At 66.6% G+C, this 19597-nt stretch carries 20 protein-coding genes and 1 pseudogene; 13 read left to right on the forward strand and 8 right to left on the reverse strand.

All coding sequences use genetic code 11. The features are described 5' to 3' along the window. Positions 1–34: 34 nt before the first annotated feature. The 6 genes from MTR62_RS00625 (at position 35) to MTR62_RS00650 (ending at position 4336) form a co-directional block, all read left to right on the forward strand. Positions 35–562, forward strand: a complete 528-nt coding sequence (locus tag MTR62_RS00625) for a GNAT family N-acetyltransferase (protein ID WP_244016295.1) — start codon at positions 35–37, stop codon at positions 560–562. A 102-nt stretch (positions 563–664) separates the two neighbouring features. Beyond that, positions 665–1231, forward strand: coding sequence for a DUF1285 domain-containing protein (locus MTR62_RS00630; RefSeq protein ID WP_244016297.1), 567 nt, complete (start codon positions 665–667; stop codon positions 1229–1231). Further along, positions 1228–1839, forward strand: coding sequence for a CoA pyrophosphatase (locus MTR62_RS00635; protein ID WP_244016299.1), 612 nt, complete (start codon positions 1228–1230; stop codon positions 1837–1839). The genes MTR62_RS00630 and MTR62_RS00635 overlap by 4 nt, the downstream gene beginning before the upstream one ends. Continuing rightward, positions 1836–3008 (forward strand): CCA tRNA nucleotidyltransferase, encoded by a 1173-nt coding sequence (locus tag MTR62_RS00640; RefSeq protein ID WP_244016301.1) that lies wholly within the window; start codon positions 1836–1838, stop codon positions 3006–3008. The genes MTR62_RS00635 and MTR62_RS00640 overlap by 4 nt, the downstream gene beginning before the upstream one ends. Further along, positions 3005–3664 carry a retropepsin-like aspartic protease family protein gene (locus tag MTR62_RS00645; protein ID WP_244016303.1) on the forward strand — a complete coding sequence of 220 codons (660 nt, stop codon included), beginning with the start codon at positions 3005–3007 and terminating at the stop codon, positions 3662–3664. The genes MTR62_RS00640 and MTR62_RS00645 overlap by 4 nt, the downstream gene beginning before the upstream one ends. Positions 3665–3673: 9 nt before the next feature. Next, a complete protein-coding gene (locus MTR62_RS00650) occupies positions 3674–4336 on the forward strand; it encodes a retropepsin-like aspartic protease family protein (protein WP_244016304.1) in 663 nt (220 codons plus the stop codon). A 118-nt stretch (positions 4337–4454) separates the two neighbouring features. Here MTR62_RS00650 and parC read toward each other — a convergent pair whose 3' ends face one another. Further along, a complete protein-coding gene (parC, locus tag MTR62_RS00655; RefSeq protein WP_244016306.1) occupies positions 4455–6743 on the reverse strand; it encodes a DNA topoisomerase IV subunit A in 2289 nt (762 codons plus the stop codon). Positions 6744–6930: 187 nt separating this feature from the next. Between parC and MTR62_RS00660 the strand changes: the two are divergent. Further along, positions 6931–7460, forward strand: a pseudogene (locus MTR62_RS00660) (type 1 glutamine amidotransferase domain-containing protein); the annotation flags it as partial. An 81-nt stretch (positions 7461–7541) separates the two neighbouring features. On the opposite strand, the gene MTR62_RS00665 reads toward MTR62_RS00660, so the two are convergent. The 4 genes from MTR62_RS00665 to MTR62_RS00675 are packed head-to-tail and all read right to left on the reverse strand — an operon-like array spanning position 7542 to position 10192. After that, entirely contained in the window at positions 7542–7874 is a 333-nt protein-coding gene (locus MTR62_RS00665) for a 2Fe-2S iron-sulfur cluster-binding protein (protein WP_244016308.1), read from the reverse strand. Positions 7875–7876: 2 nt separating this feature from the next. Further along, the gene (locus MTR62_RS00670) at positions 7877–8971 is read right to left on the reverse strand and encodes a cysteine desulfurase family protein (protein ID WP_244016310.1); all 1095 of its coding nucleotides are present in this window, start codon (positions 8969–8971) and stop codon (positions 7877–7879) included. Further along, a complete protein-coding gene (locus tag MTR62_RS21545) occupies positions 8968–9228 on the reverse strand; it encodes a hypothetical protein (RefSeq protein ID WP_407672550.1) in 261 nt (86 codons plus the stop codon). Before MTR62_RS21545 ends, MTR62_RS00670 begins: the two co-directional genes overlap by 4 nt. Positions 9229–9253: 25 nt before the next feature. Beyond that, positions 9254–10192, reverse strand: coding sequence for an aminotransferase class V-fold PLP-dependent enzyme (locus tag MTR62_RS00675; protein WP_407672551.1), 939 nt, complete (start codon positions 10190–10192; stop codon positions 9254–9256). Positions 10193–10255: 63 nt separating this feature from the next. Between MTR62_RS00675 and MTR62_RS00680 the strand changes: the two genes are divergently transcribed. Further along, positions 10256–10912, forward strand: a complete 657-nt coding sequence (locus MTR62_RS00680; RefSeq protein WP_244016312.1) for an alpha/beta hydrolase — start codon at positions 10256–10258, stop codon at positions 10910–10912. A gap of 55 nt (positions 10913–10967) precedes the next feature. Here MTR62_RS00680 and MTR62_RS00685 read toward each other — a convergent pair whose 3' ends face one another. Next, positions 10968–11189, reverse strand: a complete 222-nt coding sequence (locus MTR62_RS00685; protein ID WP_244016314.1) for a hypothetical protein — start codon at positions 11187–11189, stop codon at positions 10968–10970. A 122-nt stretch (positions 11190–11311) separates the two neighbouring features. Here MTR62_RS00685 and MTR62_RS00690 point away from each other — a divergent pair, with 122 nt between their 5' ends. Next, a complete protein-coding gene (locus MTR62_RS00690) occupies positions 11312–13189 on the forward strand; it encodes a DUF885 domain-containing protein (protein WP_244016316.1) in 1878 nt (625 codons plus the stop codon). A 92-nt stretch (positions 13190–13281) separates the two neighbouring features. On the opposite strand, the gene MTR62_RS00695 is transcribed toward MTR62_RS00690, so the two are convergent. Then, positions 13282–13632, reverse strand: a complete 351-nt coding sequence (locus MTR62_RS00695) for a hypothetical protein (protein ID WP_244016319.1) — start codon at positions 13630–13632, stop codon at positions 13282–13284. Between the two features lie 163 nt (positions 13633–13795). Beyond that, the gene (locus tag MTR62_RS00700) at positions 13796–15397 is read right to left on the reverse strand and encodes a phosphoenolpyruvate carboxykinase (RefSeq protein WP_244016321.1); all 1602 of its coding nucleotides are present in this window, start codon (positions 15395–15397) and stop codon (positions 13796–13798) included. A gap of 254 nt (positions 15398–15651) precedes the next feature. On the opposite strand from MTR62_RS00700, the gene MTR62_RS00705 reads away from it, so the two are divergent. The 4 genes from MTR62_RS00705 (at position 15652) to rapZ (ending at position 19588) form a co-directional block, all read left to right on the forward strand. Next, entirely contained in the window at positions 15652–16440 is a 789-nt protein-coding gene (locus tag MTR62_RS00705) for a response regulator transcription factor (RefSeq protein ID WP_244016323.1), read from the forward strand. A gap of 4 nt (positions 16441–16444) precedes the next feature. Continuing rightward, the gene (locus MTR62_RS00710) at positions 16445–18025 is read left to right on the forward strand and encodes a sensor histidine kinase (RefSeq protein ID WP_244016325.1); all 1581 of its coding nucleotides are present in this window, start codon (positions 16445–16447) and stop codon (positions 18023–18025) included. Beyond that, positions 18022–18456, forward strand: a complete 435-nt coding sequence (locus tag MTR62_RS00715; RefSeq protein ID WP_244016327.1) for an HPr kinase/phosphorylase — start codon at positions 18022–18024, stop codon at positions 18454–18456. The genes MTR62_RS00710 and MTR62_RS00715 overlap by 4 nt, the downstream gene beginning before the upstream one ends. Before the next feature lie 97 nt (positions 18457–18553). After that, entirely contained in the window at positions 18554–19588 is a 1035-nt protein-coding gene (gene rapZ, locus MTR62_RS00720; protein ID WP_268739578.1) for an RNase adapter RapZ, read from the forward strand. The last annotated feature ends 9 nt before the right edge of the window (positions 19589–19597 follow it).

Below are 19597 nucleotides of genomic sequence, written 5' to 3' on the forward strand. Positions count from 1 at the left end.
ACAAACCGCGCGCTCGCTCGTATCCGCGCGCCCCATGTCCAACACCACTGACACAGCGACCATCATTCCGCTCGACAACGTCGATCCCGCCCTTGTCGAAGCCCTGCTCGACCGCGCGTTCGAACCCGAGCGACGTCAGCGCACCGCCTACAAGGTGCGCGAAGGCGTGGAATGGCTGCCCGCGCTCAGCTTTGCGGTGATGGACGCCAAGGACATGCTCGTCGGCACGATCCAGTGCTGGCCGGTGGCCCTGAACGACGAGGAGGGCCGCGCCCACCCGATGATCATGGTCGGCCCGGTCGCGGTCGTGCCCGAACAGCAGAACCACGGCTATGGTCAGGCGCTGATGGCCTCGGCGCTCGCCGGGATCGACGAGCGCGCGCCGCTGCCGCAGGTGCTCATCGGCGATCCGGGCTACTACGGCCGCTTCTGGGGCTTCTCCAACGCCCAGACCGCCGGCTGGAGCCTGCCCGGCCCGTTCGAGCAGCACCGCCTGCTGGTGCGCTGCGCGAACCCGGCAGTCCTGCCCGAAAAGGGCACGCTGGGGCCCTGGACGCGCTGAACGCAGCCAGGCCTTTTTCCTTTCCCGCCGCCAACGCGACGCCTGCGGCGAAATACGGCTTAAATATTGGCGTGTGCCTCGCTATCTGGCATCGCACACGCCATGCCCTACGACGTCCCGCCCGACCTTGCCGGCCTTTCGCTGGCCGATGCCGCCGCCCTCCTCGCCGCGCGCAAGCTGCCGCCAGTGGAGACCTGGACGCCCGCCCACTGTGGTGACAGCGCGATGCGCATCCTGGCCGACGGGCGCTGGCTGCACGAGGGCCGCGCGCTCACCCGTCCGGCGATGGTGCGGGCGTTCTCCTCGCTTCTGGTGCGCGATGCGAAGGGCACGCACTGGCTGGTCACGCCCGGCCAGAAGCTCTCGATCGCGGTCGAGGATGCCGCGTTCCTCGCGGTCGACGTCACGCGGCAGGACGGCGCGCTCCTCTTCCGGCTCAACACCGACGAACTGGTCGTCGCCGGTCCCGACCACCCGATCCTCAGCCGCGGTGATCCCGACACCCCAGCGCTCTACCTTGGCGTGCGCCATGGCTGCGAGGCCCGGCTGAACCGCAGCACTTACGCCCAGCTGGTCGCCCTCGCGCTCGACGAACTGGGGGACCAGGACGATCCCGAAAATCTGGCCGTGACCAGCGGGGCCACCCGCTTTTCGCTGTTGCCCGCATGAGCGCGCTGTTCGACACGCTCGCCCACCGGCTGACGGCGGGCATGGCCGGGCCTGCGCCAGACCTCTACCCCGACCCGCGCACCGACACGATCGAGCACTTCACGCCCGCTGCGGTGCTTGTCGCGCTGACCGAGCGGCGCGCGCCGGGCGTGCTGCTGCTCCACCGCCCCTCCTCGATGCGCGCGCACCCAGGTCAGGTCGCCTTCCCCGGCGGCCGGATCGATCCCGGCGAAACCCCGATCGAGGCCGCGCTGCGCGAAGCGGACGAGGAACTGGGCATCGATCCCAGCGCCGTGCGCGTGGTCGGCACAGGCGATCTCTACCGCACCGGCAGCGGTTATGAGATTACCCCGGTGATCGGCGTGGTGCCGCCCGATCTCGCCATCACGCCCAACCCCGCCGAAGTCGCCAAGTGGTTCGAGGCTCCGGCCGACTTCGTGCTCGATCCCGCCAACCAGCAGCGCCGTTCGATGGAATGGGAGGGCGCCATGCGCCACTACGTCGAAATCCGCTGGCAGGATCACCGCATCTGGGGCGTGACCGGGGCGATCATCACCAATCTCACGCAGCGGCTGGGATGGCCGCTTTCGCAGGACGACACCGAATGACACAGCACCTCGTGGCCGAATGGATGAGCCGCGCCGATCTCGCCTCGCTCGTTGCCGCACTCGGGCCAGAGAACGCGCGCTACGTCGGCGGTGCGGTGCGCGACACCTTGCTCGGCCAGCCGGTCAAGGACATCGACATGGCCACCGTACACGTGCCCGATCAGGTCATGGCCCGGCTGAAGGCGGCGGGCATCCGCCATGTCCCGACCGGGATCGAACACGGCACGGTGACCGCCGTGCTCGAAGGCGGCCCGGTCGAGATCACGACACTGCGCCACGACGTATCGACCGACGGGCGGCGCGCCACGGTCGCCTTCGCGAGCGACTGGCGCGAGGATGCAGCCCGGCGCGATTTCACCATCAACGCGCTCTACGCCGATCCGCTGAGCGGGGAAATCTTCGACTATTTCGAGGGGCTCGCTGACCTTGCCACGCGCACCGTGCGCTTCATCGGCGACGCGCGCCAGCGCATCCGCGAGGATCACCTGCGCATCCTGCGCTACTTCCGTTTTCAGGCGCGGTTCGGCACGCTGCCCGCCGAGGCCGAGGCGGAGAGCGCCTGCCAGGACCTCGCCGCGATGCTCAAGGGCCTCTCGCGCGAGCGGGTGGGGATGGAGACGATGAACCTGCTCGGGCTTGCCGATCCCGCCCCCACCGTGCAACGCATGGCGCAGCTCGGCGTGCTCGCGGTGATCCTGCCCGAGGCCCGTCCCGACACTCTGGCCAATCTTGTCGAGGCCGAGCGCGCGCAAGCCATCGCGCCCGACGCGCTGCGCCGCCTTGCCGCGCTGCTGCCGCCCGATCCGCTGCTGGCCGAACAGGTCGCCGCGCGCTTTCGCCTCTCGGGCGCGCAGAAGAAGCGCCTCTCGCTCGCGGCCGCGCGTGAGAGCGAGCCGGGCGATCCGCGCACGCTCGCCTACCGCCTCGGCCGCGAGGCCGCGCTCGATCGCCTGCTGATCGCGCGGGCCGACACCCGCGCGCTCGAGGGTTGGGACATCCCGCGCTTCCCGCTCAAGGGTGGCCAGATCGTGGCGCGCGGCGTCAGCGCCGGTCCCGATGTCGCGCGCGTGCTGCGCGCCGTCGAGACGCGCTGGGTCTGTGAAGGCTTCCCCGACGACCAGCGGATCGAGGCCCTGCTCACGGACGAGCTGGCCCGGCCCCCGGCGTGAGCGCACAGGACCTCGACACGCTGCTGCGCGGCCAGCCGCTCCTGGCGCTGACCATCGTTGCGATCCTGCTCGCCATCGCCGCGCAGATGATCGCCGCCCGGCGCCCCGCGCTCGCCGGATTGCTGCGCAACACGGCCTATCTCGGGCTTGCCGCGGCGGGGATCCTCACCGTCGTCGGCTTTGCGCTGGGCAACCGGCATTCCGACGCCGCCTTGTGGTTCGACCGCACCCGACCGGCAACGATCGAGGGCGGCGAAACCGTGATCGCCCTGCGCCCGGACGGGCACTTCTGGGTCCGGGCCGAGCTGAACGGCGAACCGGTCGACTTCCTGATCGACACCGGCGCCACTTACACCAGCCTGTCCAGGGAGGTGGCCGAACGCGCTGGCGTCACGATGAGCCAGGACAACGAAGGCCGCCTGCTCGACACCGCCAACGGCACCGTGGTCGCGCGCATGGGCACCGCGCGCACGCTGCGCTTTGGCGGCATCCTCGCGCAGGACCTGCCGCTCGCGGTGCTGCCGGACGCCTCGGGCGATACCGCGGTGATCGGCATGAACCTGCTGTCGCGCCTCAAGCGCTGGCGGGTGGAGGACGATCGCCTGATCCTCACCCCCGGCGCCCCGGTCAGCAATCGGCAAGGCGCGCAGGAGTAAAGCACCCGCATGGACCTTGCCTTTCCCACCGACGCCAAGGCGCTGCTGGCGCTGCTTGCCGGACAACCGCTCCTGTTCCTGGCCGCCGCGGCGCTCGCCGTCACCTTCCTTGGCGCGGTGTTGCGCGGACCCCTGCCGATCCTGGGCGGGTTCATCAAGGGCGTGGGCAATCTCGGCCTGCTGGCCGCGTTTCTGCTCACCGTCGCGCAGTTCGCCCGCTTCAATTCGGGCTTCGACATCGCACTGCCGCAGATCGGGATCGAGCACCAGAGCGTGGCCGGGCGTGAAACCCGCGTAAAGATGTCGCCCGACGGGCACTTCTGGATCACCGCCGCGATCAACGGCGCGCGCCGCGACTTTCTCGTCGATACCGGCGCGACGCTCACCGCAATCGCCCCCTCCACCGCCGAGGCTGCCGCGATCGAGCCGCCCGCGATCCGCCGCACCGTGGCCATGCGCACCGCCAACGGCACCGTCGCGGCCGAAGTCGTCACCATCGACGAACTGCGCTTCGGCAACATCGTCGCGCGCGACCTCGACGCGATCGTCGCACCGGGGCTGGGCGATCAGAACGTGATCGGCATGAACCTGCTGTCGCGGCTGGCGAGCTGGCGGGTGGAGGGGCGCACGCTGATCCTCGTGCCCAACCATCCGCAACCTGAGGAAGTTTGAAGAAGGGATTTGTTCAAGGGGTTATCACCCCTTGCCCCCCGAACTGTCGAGCCCAACTCGCGCGCGCCACGTAGCGTGAGAGAGATGGGCTATAGGCAGGGGCGCTGGCCCTCGCTTTCTAGAATTTGTTATCCCGCGGAAAACCGTTGGGCGGCAAACGCCCGGCCGCGCCGCGCGCCACCTTCCACATCGCGATGTCCTTCTCGTTGCGCGTGCGCCCGCTGTCGCCGCCCATCGTCCACGAGAGGCCCTCTTCGAGCTTGAAGGTGGTCACGTCCGACATGCCCCCGTCGCGGTAGCGCTGGAGCGTGACACCCTGCCCCTTGGCCATGAGCGGCAGTTCCTCGAGACTGAAGACGACGAGCTTGCGGTTGTCGCCCACCACCGCGACGTGATCGTGCTCGGCAGGAATTTCGCGCACCACGGCCAGCTTCACATCGGGCTTGGTGCTCATCACCGCCTTGCCCTTGCGCGTTTCGGCGAGGATCTCGTCGGTCTCCACCGCAAAGCCGCGCCCGACACTCGAGGCAAGCAGGAGCTGCCCCTTGGGCTTGTGCGCAAAGGCCGCGACGATCTGCGCCTCGGCGTCGATGTCAACCATCGTGCGGATCGGCTCGCCAAAGCCGCGCGCGCCGGGCAGCTTGTCCCCGCCCAGCGTGTAGAAGCGGCCATTGTCGAGCGCGATGAGCAGCTTGTCGGTCGTCTGCGCGTGGAACACGAAGGCCGGGCCATCGCCTTCCTTGTACTTGAAATCGCTGTCGAGCGCGACGTGGCCCTTGGCCGCACGGATCCACCCGCGCGCCGAAAGGACCACCGTGATCGGCTCCTTCTCGATCATCGCGTCCATCGAGAATTCGACCGTGGGACGCGCCTCGGCGATCGTCGTGCGGCGCTGGCCGCGCAGGGTATCCTCGGCGTAGTCCTTGCGCAACGTGGTCAGGTCACGCTTGAGGCGGGTGCGCTGGCGGGCCGGGCTTTCGAGCAGCTTGTTGAGCTCGTCCTGCTCCTTGAGCAGTTCGGCGTGTTCCTGGCGCAGCTCCATTTCCTCCAGCTTGCGCAAGGAACGCAGGCGCATGTTGAGGATCGCCTCGGCCTGCCGGTCGGTCAGGTTGAATTCGGCCATCATCACCGGCTTGGGCTCGTCCTCGGTGCGGATGATCTCGATGATCCGGTCGAGGTTGAGGTAGGCGATGATGTAACCAGCGACCAGCTCCAGCCGCGCCGCGATCTTGTCGAGCCGGTGGCGCGTGCGGCGCTGGAGGATGTCGATCTGGTTGACCACCCACTGGCGCAGGAGGTCCTTGAGGCCGACCACGCCGGGCGTGCGCTGCGCGTCGAGTACGTTGAGATTGAGCGAAAAGCGGCTTTCGAGGTCGGTCAGCCGGTAGAGGCTTTCCTTCAGCAGTTCGGGATCGACATTGCGGCTCTTGGGCACGAGCACGATGCGGATCTGCTCGTCGCTCTCGTCGCGCACGTCCTCGAGGATCGGCAGCTTCTTGTCGGCGATGAGCTGGGCGATCTGTTCGATCAGCTTGCCCTTGGCGAGCATGTAGGGGATTTCGGAAACCACCAGCTGCCACTGGCCGCTGCCCAGTTTCTCGATGCCACTCTCTTCCCAGTGACCCGCCTCGTCCTTGCCGTTGGAAAAGCGCCCGCGCATCCGGAACGCGCCCTTGCCGGTTTCGTAGGCGTGGCTGATCGCCGCCGCGCTGTCGACGACGAGGCCGCCCGTGGCGAAGTCCGGCCCGTGGAAGACCTCCATCAGCTGCGCGTGTTCGACCTGGGGGTTGTCGATCAGCAGCATCGTCGCATCGATGATCTCGGCGACGTTGTGGCTGGGTATCGAGGTCGCCATGCCCACCGCAATACCCGTCGCGCCGTTGGCGAGGAGATTGGGGAACAGCCCCGGAAACAGATCGGGTTCGCTGTCCTCGCCGTTGTAGGTGGGCACGAAGTCGACGGTGCCTTCATCGAGGCCCGCCATCAGCTGGATCGCGGTCTTGGTCAGGCGCGCTTCGGTGTAGCGGTAGGCCGCCGCGTTATCCCCGTCGATATTGCCGAAGTTGCCCTGCCCCTGCACCAGCGGATAACGCAGCGAGAAATCCTGCGCGAGGCGCACCATGGCATCGTAGACCGAAGCATCGCCATGCGGGTGGTACTTACCGATGACATCACCGACCACGCGGGCTGACTTCTTGTAAGCGCTCGCGGGATCGAGCTTCAACTGGCGCATCGCCCACAACAGACGGCGGTGGACGGGCTTCAACCCGTCACGAAGATCCGGCAGCGAGCGCGCGGTGATGGTCGAAAGCGCATAGACGAGATAGCGCTCGGACAGCGCGGCATCGAAGGGCGCATCGACAATGGCGTCGAAGGGATCGGATTCGTCGTCGAGGGAAGTCACCATGGTAGGGCAAGCCTAGCAGCGGCAGCCCCTGCGCCAAAGCCTCAATTGGGCGTTTTCCAGAACCGCACGCAAACTCGGATTATCCATCGCCCGCGCCCCATGCGCGCTCACCGGTTGAACTCCCCGGAACGGCCGGGCGCGTGCGCGCATTGCGGAGGAAATCCCTTCAGAGACAAGAGACGTCACGATGGTGCAGCACATCGTCATCCTTGCCACCCATGGCTTTGAACAAAGTGAACTCACCGGCCCACGCGATGCGCTGCGCGACGCCGGCTTCGAGGCCGTGATCGCCAGCCCGGAACAGGGCGAGATAAAAGGCCGGCAGCCTACCGATTGGGGCGCCCCGGTCACGGTCGATATCACGCTCGCCGCGGTGAAGGCGAGCGCGTTCGACGGTCTCGTCTTGCCCGGCGGCCAGATGAACCCCGATCGCCTGCGCATCAATACAACAGCGGTCGAACTCGTACGCGTCTTTTTGCCGATGCCGGAAAGTCCGTTGACGCGATCTGCCACGCGCCCTGGCTGCTGATCGAAGCAGACCTGGTGCGCGGACGCACGGATACCGGATAGTCATCGATCCGTACCGATCTTGCCAGCGCGGGCGCAAAAGTGGTCGATCGCGAACTCGCCGCGGATGGCAATATCATCACCAGCCGGCAGCCCGGTGACATTCCAGCCTTTGCAAACGCAATAATCAAGGCGATGCATCAACCCGCCCAAGCGAATTCAGGCACGGCGGCTACCATTTCAGACACAGCGGGGACCACACGGCCAACCCGACCTTGCGGTCTCGTCCGATCAACCGATCTGCATGTCGCGCGAAACGCCCGGAATGCGCACCTCGAGCCCGTCGAGCGCCTCGGTCAGTTCGATCTGACAGGCAAGGCGGCTGGTGCGCGCGACGCCGGCGGCGAGATCGAGCATGTCTTCCTCGTCCATCGAGGCCGGTTCGACCCGCGCGAACCAGTCGTCCGAAAGATAGACGTGGCAGGTCGAGCAGGCCATCTGCCCCTCGCACGTTCCTTCGAGCGGCATACCCGCTCCTTGCGCCACTTCAAGCAGACGCGTGCCCGGCTCGGCGTTCACCGAAACCTCTTTTCCGTCGGCCGTGACGAAATTCACGTTAACCAATTTCAGACTCCCTGCGCCGCCGCAGCGGCATCGATTTGAGCGCAGGCATCCTCTATGTTCCCAAGCGTACTATATCGCCCGAATCCCAAACGGATAGAGCTTTTGGCCTCGGATGCGGAGAGACCCATTGCGGCCAGCACGTGGCTGGGCCGCCCCGAGCCGCTCGCGCAGGCCGAACCGGCGGAAAAGGCAAGGGTCCGAAGGTCCGACATCAGCCGCGCGACGTCGAGACCATCGCGCCGAAGGTTGAGGTTTCCCTTCCAGCGCGCCTGCGCGCACCCGTTGAGCGACCAACCGCCAAGCCGCTCCCGCGCCACCTGCCAGAGCCGGGCGACGTGCGCCGCATCCTCCTCCATGCGCGCGGCGGCCAGCGCCGCCGCCGCACCAAAGCCCGCGCACAGCGCCGGGCTCAGCGTGCCCGAGCGCGTTCCCTGCTCCTGCCCCCCGCCCCGGATCAGCGGCGCGAGATCGAGCCCGTCGCGCACCCACAGCGCGCCGATCCCCTTGGGGCCGTAGAGCTTGTGCGCGCTGAGCGCGATCAGGTCCGCGTTGGCGGGCGGCGCAAGTTTGCCGGCGCCCTGCACCGCATCGCACAGGAACAGCGCGCCCGCCGCGTGCGCACGATCGGCCAGCGCCTCGACCGGCTGGATTGTACCGATCTCGTTGTTGACCTGCATCACCGCGACCAGATCAGGCTGGTCGCCAAGGTTCGCATCGGCGGCAACGAGCCCCAGCCGATCGACCGCCATCGCCTGGCAAGCCGGATCGATCGCGCGCGCGGTGTCGAGCACCGCGGCGTGTTCGATGCCGCTGACCGCCAGACGCTTGGCCCCGCTACCGACCAGCGCCAGGTTGATCGCCTCGGTCGCGCCCGAGGTGAAGATCACGCGACCGCCGGGCGGCAGCAGCGCGGCCACCTGATCGCGCGCGACTTCGACCGCCGCCGCCGCCGCGCGGCCCGGCCGATGCGGGCTGTGCGGGTTGGCAAAGCCCATCAGATCCGGGCCCATCGGATCCGGCCCGCCAAGCCAGGGCAGCATGGCCGCGCGCGCCTCGGGCGCCAGCGGCGTCGTCGCCTGATAGTCGAGGTAGATCATGCGTTGATCCCGGCCCAGGCGGTGGCAAAGGCTTCGAGCTCTTCAGGTTGTGTATTCCAGCCCAGACTGACGCGCACGGTGCGCCGCGCGGTATCATCGTCAATGCCAAAGCCCTTGAGAACGCGACTGGTCTTCAAGGTCCCCGAGGAACAGGCGCTGCCCGCCGAAATCGCAAAGCCCATCGCGTCGAGCCGGATCAGCACCGCATTGGCGGCCAGACGCGGCGCCGCGACCGCGAAGATGTGCGAACATTGCACGCCAGGCTGAATGACCTCGCCATGCTTAAAGAGCTGGTTCTTGAAANGCCGCGACCGCGAAGATGTGCGAACATTGCACGCCAGGCTGAATGACCTCGCCATGCTTAAAGAGCTGGTTCTTGAAATCGAAGCGTTGCTCCGCGCTGGTTGCCCAGCCTTCGATCCCGCCGCATTCGATCGCAGCGGCAAACGCCATCGCGGCGGGCAGGTTTTCGGTTCCCGCACGGTATCCCCGCTCCTGTCCGCCCGTTGGCTCCAGCATCGCATAGTCGCGTACCAGCAACGCGCCGATGCCGACCGGTCCGCCCAGTTTGTGCGCCGATACCACGACCATGTCGGCATCGGGCAGCGCTGCCTTGCCCGCCGACTGCGAGCAATCGGCAAGGAACAACCCGCCCGCCGTGCGCACCTGCGTGATCGCTTCATTCGTAGCGTAGGGCAGCAACACCGTGCCCGTTTCCGAATTGATGGACTGTACGGCAACCACCGCCGGGCCACCGGCTGACAACGCCTGTGCAAGCGCTTCACCGTCAATTTCTCCGCCTCGCACGGCGATCTCCTGTGCATCAGGCGCAGCGCGGAACACCGCATCATGCTCGACCGCCGAGACCAGCCGCCGCTGGGCCTTGGCCCGGCCCAGGCCCAGCGCCAGCGCCTCGCTCGCGCCCGAGGTGAACAGCACTTCGCCCGCCCAGTTCAACGCGCGCTTCACGCGCTCGCGCGCCTCCTCGAGAGCGGCGCGCGCGGCGCGTCCGGCCTTGTGCGGGCTCGACGGGTTGGCCCAGAGCGCGGCGCCTTCCAGCCAGGCCTCGCGCGCCTCGGGACGAAGCGGCGTGGTGGCGGCGTGATCGAGATAGACGAGCGAGGAAATCGGTTTGCTCCGCTTTGGACCATGAATGTCGTCATGATTGTTTTTGGTACAAATGTTTCTATATAGCGAACCTTCGCATTTCCACTCCCGCAATGGTCGGCGCCCGGTTTCGCCACCGTTTTTGCGGGAGTTTCAACAGGTCAGGTTCGCACACACATGCCCGCAGTCATCTTTCCCGGTCCCGAAGGTCGTCTCGAAGGCCGCTTCCAGCCGGCCACGCGCCCGCGCGCGCCGGTGGCGATGATCCTCCACCCGCACCCGCAGGCGGGCGGCACCATGAACGACCGCATCACGCAGCACCTCTACAAGACTTTCGTGGCGCGCGGTTTTGCGACGCTGCGCTTCAATTTCCGCGGCGTGGGCCGCAGCCAGGGCAGCTTCGACAACGGCATCGGCGAACTTTCGGACGCGGCCGCCGCGCTCGACTGGGTGCAGCAGATCCACCCCGAAAGTTCGACGACGTGGATCGCGGGCTATTCGTTCGGCGCGCTGATCGGCATGCAGCTGCTCATGCGCCGCCCGGAAATCCGTGGCTTCATTTCGGTCGCCCCGCCGGCGAACATGTACGACTTCAGCTTCCTTGCCCCCTGCCCTGCCTCGGGCATCATCATCCAGGGCGAGAGCGACACGGTGGTAACGCCCGGCGCAGTGCAAAAACTGGTCGACAAGCTGCGCACGCAAAAGCACATCACCATCCACCACGACGAAATCCGCCGCGCCAATCACTTCTTCGAGAACGAGACCGACGATCTGATGAAGTCGGTCAACAACTACCTCGACATGCGTCTCGCGCCCGATTGCCCGATCAAGTAAGCGGCAATCGCCCCCCAGCGGGACGATAACAGGCAACAACAAAGGCGTCGCAGGGCTACTGCGGCGCCTTTGCCGTTTCCGGCCCCGGCGCGCCCTGCGCCAGCGAAGCGCCGCTGCGCACAGGCACCGTCCAGATCGCGACGTTAGCCGCCAGGACCAGCGCAAGCACCAGCATCAGCGCGGCCTGGCGCCGATAGCCTTCGCGTCGCCACAGGAACACCGCTCCCGCAGCAAGAGCCAGCGTGGTCAGCACGAGGAGCGAAAGCGCGATGGTCATGCCCCCAGCCTAGCCTAACGCCGCCCCTCGTGCGAGCCCGGCTTGGGGGATGGAGAAATGACGGGAGGACATCCCCGGCGACCGGTTTGACACCGCCCCTGGAGCGCGCCACTCTTCGTCCCATGCACACCCCACCTTCGGCCCCAGCGCCCCTCTCCCGCCGCAACGCCCTTCAACTGCTCGGAGCCGGGGTCGCCGGTATTGCGCTGCCCAACTGTGGCTGGGCGAAAGACGCGCCGCTTGCTGCGCAGGCGACGTCGCCCGTACCGCCCTCCACGCCGCCCCTTCTCGATGCGTTGGCCTCGGCCCTGCTCGCGCAAATGCCCAACACGGCGACCAGTCTGGGCGTCGACGTTGGCCCCCATGCCGGACTGCGTGCCCGACTGGAGGATCGCTCTCCGGAAGGGATTGCGAAACTCGCCAATGTCGTAAAGACTGGCTTGGCGATGACCCAGGCAAGGCTTCGCGACCAGACGGGGCTCGATCCTTCTACCCGCACCAGCCTGGAAGTCATCAAGAGCGCCTACACCACCGCGCTTGAAGGCTTCGCGCTGCCTTACGGGGACGTGGCGGTAGGAGGCTGGCGCAATACCCCCTATGTGGTGATCCAGAATGTCGGCGCCTATATCGACACGCCCCGCTTTCTCGACGCCGATCACCCGATCAAAACGCCCGAAGACGCCGATGCCTATGTCGCGCGCCTGAGCCAGATGCCGAGACAGCTGGATGGCGAATTGGAGCGCATCCAGAGCGCCACCGCGATGGGCCTTGTCCCGCCCGATTTCCTGCTCGACCGGGCCATCGCGCAGATGACCAGCACGATCGCCGATGCCAACGACAACGGCGGCGGTCTGGTCCAGTCGGTTGCCCGGCGCACCACCGCCTTCTCCGGCGACTGGGTGCAGCATGCCCGCAGCATCGTGGCCGACGAGGTAGTCCCCGCACTCGGCCGCCAGCTCGCCGAACTCCAGCGCCAGCGCGGGCTAGCGACGGGCGATCCGGGGATGCACGAGCGGCCGCAGGGCGAACGCTTCTACGCCAGGGCGCTCAAGGCCAGCACCACGACGAACGTTCCGGCGGAGGAAGTTCACCGCCTGGGAGTCGAACAGCTCGCCGAACTCCATGGCCAGATGGATCCGATCCTCAAGCACCTGGGCTACACCCAGGGCAGCGTAGGCGCGCGCATGACGGCGCTTGGCAGGGACCCGCGCTTCATGTTCGCCAAGGGCGACGAGGGCCGCGCGCAAATCCTCGACTTCATCCACCACCGGATCGACTGGATCAAGGCGCAGATGCCGCGCGCCTTCCGCCAGCTGGTGCCCGGCAACGTCGAAGTGCACCGCCTGCCGCTGGCCGAAGAGCCCGGCGCGCCCACGGCCTACGGCGGCCCCGGCTCCAAGGACGGGACGGTTCCGGGCAAGATGTGGATCAACTTGCGCACCACTGATCTCCACCGCAAGTACACGCTACCCACGCTGGTCCACCACGAGACCATTCCCGGACACGTCTGGCAGGGCGAATACGCCAACCGCCTGCCGCTGATCCGCTCGATGCTCGCCTTCAACGCCTATTCCGAAGGCTGGGCGCTTTACGGCGAACAGCTGGGCGACGAACTGGGCGCCTACGACGAGGACCCGGTCGGTCGTCTCGGCTACCTCCAGTCGATCGCTTTTCGCGCCTGCCGCATGATTGTCGACACGGGATTGCACACCAAGGGCTGGACGCGCGAGCAAGGCGTGCGCTTCTTCGTCGAAGAAAATGGGAACGGGCGCGAGGAAGTGGTCAACGAAGTCGACCGCTACTGTTCGTGGCCGGGTCAGGCCTGTGGCTACAAGATGGGGCACAACCAGATCAACGCGCAGCGCCTGCGCGCCATCGCCGAACTGGGCCAGGCCTATGATCTTCGGGACTTCGACCAGGCGGTGGTCGATGGCGGCAACGTCCCGCTCGACGTACTGGCCCACAACATCACCCGCTATATTGCCGCAACCAAGGCCTGAACCTTCAAGCGGCACACGCCGGATGGAAAAGAGCCCTGCGGACCTGCGTCTGTAGGGCTCTTGTGACAGGTTCGGCGCCGGTGCCCCCCGCCTTACTTCTTGCCGAAGAAGCTTGACGCCATACCGGCGATATCGTCCAGCGCGCTGCCATCGCCATCGCGGTCGAGCAGCTTCATGATCTCGGGGCTGGAAGCGATCTGGCCGGCGAACTGCGCCAGAGCCCCCTCGCCGCCGATCGCCGCGATGACCTGCTGGATGACACCGAGGTCGAGCCCGGTCTTTTGCGCGGCAAGTTGCGCGGTATCGCCCGGCTGCTGGTGCGCATGGCCCAGCGCGGCGACGGCCTTTTCAGCCATCGCAGGATCGATCCCCAGCTTGCCCGCCATGTTGGCGATGTCGATCGGGGCGCCCATCTCACCCAGCAGGCCGTCCAAAAGTCCCATGTGCAGTCACCTCCATCATTGTTCGCCCCCAGCATGGCACAGCGATTTGGACAATATAAGCCCAGGGATCTTCGACGGGCATGAAAAAGCCCTCCCGAAGCGAGCCTTCGGGAGAGCTTTTCACAACGCCGGGGCCGTTAGACCATAACGTCGAAAGCGGGCCTCAGGCCATCGCGGGCGCGGCCTGACGCACGCTCTCGTCGACGTGGGCTTCGAACTGGGCGAAGTTGTCGATGAAGGCCTTGACCAGCGTCTGCGCGGTCTGGTCGTAGGCGAGCGGATCGCTCCAGGTGCCACGCGGGTCGAGCAGCGCGCTGTCGACACCGGCAATCGCCACCGGAACCTCGAAACCGAAGTTGGGGTCTTCCTTGAACTCCGCCTCGTTCAGGCTGCCGTCGAGCGCGGCGTTGAGCATCGCGCGGGTCGCCTTGATCGGCATGCGCTTGATGCCTTCCATGGTCGCCTTGCCGCCCGACCAGCCGGTGTTCACCAGCCAGCACTTCACGCCGCCCTTGGCGATCCGCTCCTTGAGGAGGTTGCCGTAGACGGTGGGGTGACGCGGCATGAACGCAGCGCCAAAGCAGGTCGAGAAGGTCGCCTCGGGTTCGGTGACGCCGATCTCGGTGCCCGAAACCTTGGCGGTGTAGCCCGAGAGGAAGTGGTACATCGCCTGATCGGGCGTGAGACGCGCGATCGGAGGCAGCACGCCATAGGCGTCCGCGGTCAGGAAGATGATGTTCTGCGGCACCGGTCCGAGGTTGTGTTCGGAGGTGTTGGGAATGAAATCGATCGGGTAGGCACCGCGGCTGTTCTCGGCGAGCGAATTGTCGTCGAGATCGAGTTCGCGGGTGACGGGATCGATCACCACGTTTTCGAGCACGGTGCCGAAACGCTTGGTGGTGGCGAAGATTTCCGGTTCGGCTTCGGCCGAAAGGCGGATCATCTTCGCGTAGCAGCCGCCTTCGAAGTTGAACACCGCGGTGTCCGACCAGCCGTGTTCGTCATCGCCGATCAGCGTGCGCGCGGCGTCGGCCGAAAGCGTGGTCTTGCCGGTGCCCGAAAGCCCGAAGAAGACCGCCGTATCACCCTTGGGACCGATGTTGGCCGAGCAGTGCATCGGCATCACGCCCTGTACCGGAAGCAGGTAGTTGAGGATGCCAAAGACCGACTTCTTCATCTCGCCAGCATAGGCGGTGCCACCGATCAGCACGAGCTTTTCGGAAAAGTTGACCGCGATCACCGTCTCGGAGCGGCAGCCGTGGCGCGCGGGATCGGCCTTGAAGGTGGGCAGGTCGATGATCGTGTATTCGGGCACGAAATCGGCCAGTTCCTCGGCCGTCGGACGCACCAGCAGGGTGCGGATGAACTGGTTGTGCCAGGCGTATTCGTTGACCACGCGAACGTTGACGCGATACTCGGGCTGCGAACCGCCGAAGAGGTCTGCGACATAGAGCTTGTCCTTGTCCGCCACCGCAGCGAGGAAGTCCTCCTTCAGCGCAGCGAAATGCTCAGGGGTCATCGCGACGTTGGTCTTGCCCCACCAGATCGTCTCTTCGGTGTTCGCGTCGCGGACGATGAACTTGTCCTTGGCCGAACGGCCCGTGTGCTTGCCCGTCGCGACAACGAAGGGACCATCCGCTGCGAGCGTGCCTTCCTCGTTCCTGATGGCATGCTCAACTAGGGGCGCGGCGCCCAGGTTCGCATAAATCTTCGCCTTGGTGGCGATCCCCTGTTTGTCGAGCGAGTAGCTAAGCGAAGTGGTCAATGTCATCTCCTCCAACGTGACACTTCCGCCGATCCATCCTGCGAGCGCATGCGACAGCATCGGCAATCCCGGCAAAAGCCGGAATCGGGCTCGCGAATAGTCGACAGTCTCTTTTCCGTCAATTTGACAACAATTGAAACTAGAAAGGGCCAAAATGCGAAAGATTTGGGACGAGAAGCGAGGTGATTGCCAGCGCGTTCACCAGCGGCTAGGCAGCGTTTTTGCGACGTTGAGAACAGAGCGGAGTGCATGCGATGTCCGATGCATCGTCTCCATCGAGACCGGGCGAAAAGCCCTCGCAAACGGGGCCGTCCCGGCGCCATTCGATTGCACTGGTCGACGATGACCGCAACATCCTGACCACCGTCTCGATCGGTCTGCAGGCCGAAGGCTTCGCCACGCGAATCTACACCGACGGCGAAACCGCGCTCAAGGCCATTCTCGATAACCCGCCCGATCTTGCCATTTTCGATGTAAAGATGCCGCGCATGGACGGCCTCGAATTGCTGCGCAACCTGCGCGAGCGATCGAGCCTGCCGGTCATCTTCCTCACCTCCAAGGACGAGGAACCCGACGAGGCGCTCGGGCTCGCGATGGGGGCGGACGACTACATCACCAAGCCGTTCAGCCAGCGGCTTCTTGCTGCACGCATCCGCGCCATTTTGCGGCGCAGCGATCTGGTCCGTGCCGGCAGCGAGCAAGCCCACGCCGAGGATCTGCCCGAACCCGTGGTGCGCGGCCGCCTGACGCTGGACCCGGCCCGCCACCAGGTCCAGTGGGACGCCAGGCCAGTCTCGCTCACCGTCACCGAGTTCCTCATCCTCGAGGCGATGGCGCTGCGTCCGGGCGTGGTGAAGAGCCGCAACCAGCTGATGGACGCGGCCTACAACGACGACGTCTATGTCGACGACCGCACGATCGACAGCCACATCAAGCGACTGCGCCGCAAGTTCCGCGCGGTCGACCCCAACTTCAACGCGATCGATACACTCTACGGCGCGGGCTACTCGTTCTCCGACGAACGCGGCGCGGGCGAAGGCTGAGCCCATGGCCGAGCGATCGCACGCGCGCATCGCCGCTCCGCTCTCGGTGCGCCTCGGGCTGTCCTGGCGCGTCTCGCTCACCGCGCGCATCCTCGCGGTCAACATCATCGCGCTCGCGCTGCTCGCCGGCAGCCTGTTCTACATCGACAGCTACCGCAGCGAACTGCTCGACGAGCGCTACCGCCTGGCGCGCAGCGAAGTCGAGATTACCGCCGATGCGCTCGCCGGGCAGAGCGCGGCCCGGCGCAGCGAACTCATGGTGCGCATCGGGCGCGTCCAGACGCTGCGCCTGCGCGTCTTCGCGGCGGACGGGCAGCTCATGGCCGACAGTTTCGAGCTGGCCCCGCCCACCTACAACCTGATCGACCCGGCCAGCGAACCCTGGCTGCAGGACGCCGCGCGCCTGCTCGATCGCGGCATGGACTTCCTGCTCGGCGCCCCGCGCATTGCGCGCTACCGCGACCCGAGCGAGCGCAGCATTGGCGCCTGGCCCGAAGCCCGGCAGGCCCTGGCCCGCGACGACACCGTGATCGATCAGAAGGAAGCCCCCGACCAGACCCCGGTGATTATCGCCGCGACCCCGATAGGCGACAGCGGGCAGGTTCTCCTTTCCACCCGCAACGCGCGCGATATCACCGAAAACGTGCGCATGGCACGCCAGACCCTCGCCATCATCGTGGGCGGTGCGCTGATGGTTTCGATCCTCCTGTCGCTGTTCCTTGCCCGCACCATCGTCGAACCCTTGCGCAAACTGGTGCGCGCGACCGTGCGCGTAAGGCTCGGGCGCGAGCGCAGCGTGGTCGTCCCCCGCCTGCCCGACCGGCGTGACGAGATCGGCCTGCTCGCCCGCGCGGTCTCGGACATGACCGGCGCGCTGCGCCAGCGCATCGATGCGGTCGAGCGGTTTGCCGCCGACGTCGCGCACGAACTCAAGAACCCGCTCACCTCGCTGCGCAGCGCGCTCGAAAACCTCGACCGGGTCGAGGACCCGCAGCTCCACAGCCAGCTCATCGCGATCGCCAAGGACGATGTGCGCCGGATCGATTTCCTGGTTACCGAAATCGCCGACGCCAGCCGTATCGACGCCCAGCTCAGCCGAACCACCTTCGAACCGGTGGACATCGCCAGCCTGGTCCGCGCGCTCGCCACCGAGCGTAGCCAGCGCGGCGTCAACGGGACCTGCGCGATCACCATCGCGCAAGTCGGCGCCGGCCCGCTGGTGGTTCCGGGCGATGCGCCCCGGCTCGAACGCGTGTTCCAGAACCTGCTCGACAACGCCGTCTCGTTCTCACCCGAGGGTGCACCGATCGACGTCACGCTCGAGGCCCTGCGCGGCAAGGTGCGCATCGCCATCGCCGATCGCGGGCCGGGAATTCCCATCGCCGCGCGCGAACGGATCTTCGAACGGTTCCACTCGCTGCGGCCCTCGAGCGAGGAATTCGGACGCCATTCGGGCCTGGGCCTGTCGATCGCGCGCACCATCGTCGAAGCACACTCGGGCACGCTCTTTGCGACCGACCGCGCCGACAGCGCGCGCGGCGGCTGTTTCGTCATCACCCTGCCCCAGTGGCCGAGCGCGGCATGAACGCCCCGTCCCCGCTGGCCTATCAGGCCACCGCCGTCGCCATCGCCGGGCGCGCGGTGCTCATCGAAGGTGCGCCCGGCAGCGGCAAGACCTCGCTCGCGCTCGAGCTGATCGATCGCGGCGCCCGGCTCATCGGCGACGATGGCCTACACCTCGTACGCGAGGCGGATCGCCTCATCGCCCGCCCTCACCCCAATACTCGAGGCCTGATCGAAGTGCGCAATCTGGGCGTGCTTGCCACGCCATTTTGCGAGCGCGCACCGGTGTGCCTCGTCCTGCGCCTCGACGAGAACGCCCCGCGCTTCGTCGAAGGCCCCGCACCGATCGAACGCGGCGGAATCGCGCTGCCGTCTCTCGCGCTCTGGCCCCGCTCGGGCCCGCTGGCGATCAAGGCCGAACTGGCCCTTGCGACGTATGGCCTCGCGCTTTGATACCGCACTCCAACCTTGCGCGCGTACCGGTAAATCAGCGGTGCATTAGACCAATAACTCCCTTTCCTTTCCGATACGGCGGGCGCAAAACGATTCCATGAGCGATCAACTCGAACAGGCCGAAGGCGCCGATGCCTCCGGACGACCTGCCAGTAGCGCCAAGTCTGATATCTGCCAGCTTGAGGCCAGCCAGCGTGACGCCAGCCAGGCCGAGGCCGCGCGCCAGTGCATCCTCCTGGTCACCGGCATGTTGGGCGCAGGCAAAACCACGGTGCTGCGCGTGCTCGAGGATCTGGGCTGGGAGATCATCGACAATTTCCCCGTGCGCATGCTCGAAGGCCTGCTCGACACCCCCCACGATCGCAACGGCGGGGGCGATACCCCGCTGGCGATCGGCTTCGATTCGCGCACCCGCGGATTCGATCCCGAACGCGTCATCGCCCAGGTGAAGGCACTGGGGGAACGACGGGACATTTCCGTCTCCACGCTGTTCCTCGACTGCAACAGCCAGGAACTGGAACGGCGCTACAACGAGACCCGGCGGCGTCACGCGCTCGCCGCCGATGCACCCGTCGCCACCGGCATTCGCGCCGAGCGCGATCTGCTTGCGCCCTTGCGCCGCTGGGCGGATCTCCTGATCGACACCAGCGAATTCACGTCCAACGATCTCCAGCGCACGATTCGCGAACGGTTTGCCGACACGGCGCCCGAGGATACCACCCTCACCATCTCCAGTTTCGGATTTTCGCGTGGCATGCCCCCGCTGGCCGATCTGGTTTTCGACATGCGCTTTCTCGACAACCCGCACTGGGACCCGGAACTGCGCCCGCAGACCGGACTCGACGCGCCCGTGGGTGATCATATCCGCAAGGACCCGGCCTTTGCCGAGGCTTTCGAGCGCATCCTGGGCCTCCTGCTCCTGCTCCTGCCGCGCTACAAGGCGCAGGGCAAAAGCTACGTCCATGTCGCCTTTGGCTGCACCGGCGGACGCCATCGGTCGGTATTCATGGCAGAACAGATGGCAATGGCCTTGCGCAACGCGGGTTTTTCGCCCACATTGCTGCATCGCAACCTGGGCTCGCGAGCAGCCGATCTTCTCGAGGGAGGGCCGCGCCGTGAAAAGACAGCATAATACCCGGGG

The organism is Novosphingobium organovorum (assembly GCF_022832435.1).
Lineage (GTDB): Bacteria > Pseudomonadota > Alphaproteobacteria > Sphingomonadales > Sphingomonadaceae > Novosphingobium > Novosphingobium organovorum.

Excerpts from the sequence above, each read along its gene's own strand:
- MTR62_RS00625 (WP_244016295.1), top strand. The coding sequence starts at position 35 with ATGTCCAACACCACTGACACAGCGACCATCATTCCGCTCGACAACGTC.
- MTR62_RS00630 (WP_244016297.1), top strand. The coding sequence starts at position 665 with ATGCCCTACGACGTCCCGCCCGACCTTGCCGGCCTTTCGCTGGCCGAT.
- MTR62_RS00635 (WP_244016299.1), top strand. The coding sequence starts at position 1,228 with ATGAGCGCGCTGTTCGACACGCTCGCCCACCGGCTGACGGCGGGCATG.
- MTR62_RS00640 (WP_244016301.1), top strand. The coding sequence starts at position 1,836 with ATGACACAGCACCTCGTGGCCGAATGGATGAGCCGCGCCGATCTCGCC.
- MTR62_RS00650 (WP_244016304.1), top strand. The coding sequence starts at position 3,674 with ATGGACCTTGCCTTTCCCACCGACGCCAAGGCGCTGCTGGCGCTGCTT.
- parC (WP_244016306.1), bottom strand. The coding sequence starts at position 6,743 with ATGGTGACTTCCCTCGACGACGAATCCGATCCCTTCGACGCCATTGTC.
- MTR62_RS00670 (WP_244016310.1), bottom strand. The coding sequence starts at position 8,971 with ATGATCTACCTCGACTATCAGGCGACGACGCCGCTGGCGCCCGAGGCG.
- MTR62_RS00680 (WP_244016312.1), top strand. The coding sequence starts at position 10,256 with ATGCCCGCAGTCATCTTTCCCGGTCCCGAAGGTCGTCTCGAAGGCCGC.
- MTR62_RS00685 (WP_244016314.1), bottom strand. The coding sequence starts at position 11,189 with ATGACCATCGCGCTTTCGCTCCTCGTGCTGACCACGCTGGCTCTTGCT.
- MTR62_RS00690 (WP_244016316.1), top strand. The coding sequence starts at position 11,312 with ATGCACACCCCACCTTCGGCCCCAGCGCCCCTCTCCCGCCGCAACGCC.
- MTR62_RS00695 (WP_244016319.1), bottom strand. The coding sequence starts at position 13,632 with ATGGGACTTTTGGACGGCCTGCTGGGTGAGATGGGCGCCCCGATCGAC.
- MTR62_RS00705 (WP_244016323.1), top strand. The coding sequence starts at position 15,652 with ATGTCCGATGCATCGTCTCCATCGAGACCGGGCGAAAAGCCCTCGCAA.
- MTR62_RS00710 (WP_244016325.1), top strand. The coding sequence starts at position 16,445 with ATGGCCGAGCGATCGCACGCGCGCATCGCCGCTCCGCTCTCGGTGCGC.
- MTR62_RS00715 (WP_244016327.1), top strand. The coding sequence starts at position 18,022 with ATGAACGCCCCGTCCCCGCTGGCCTATCAGGCCACCGCCGTCGCCATC.
- rapZ (WP_268739578.1), top strand. The coding sequence starts at position 18,554 with ATGAGCGATCAACTCGAACAGGCCGAAGGCGCCGATGCCTCCGGACGA.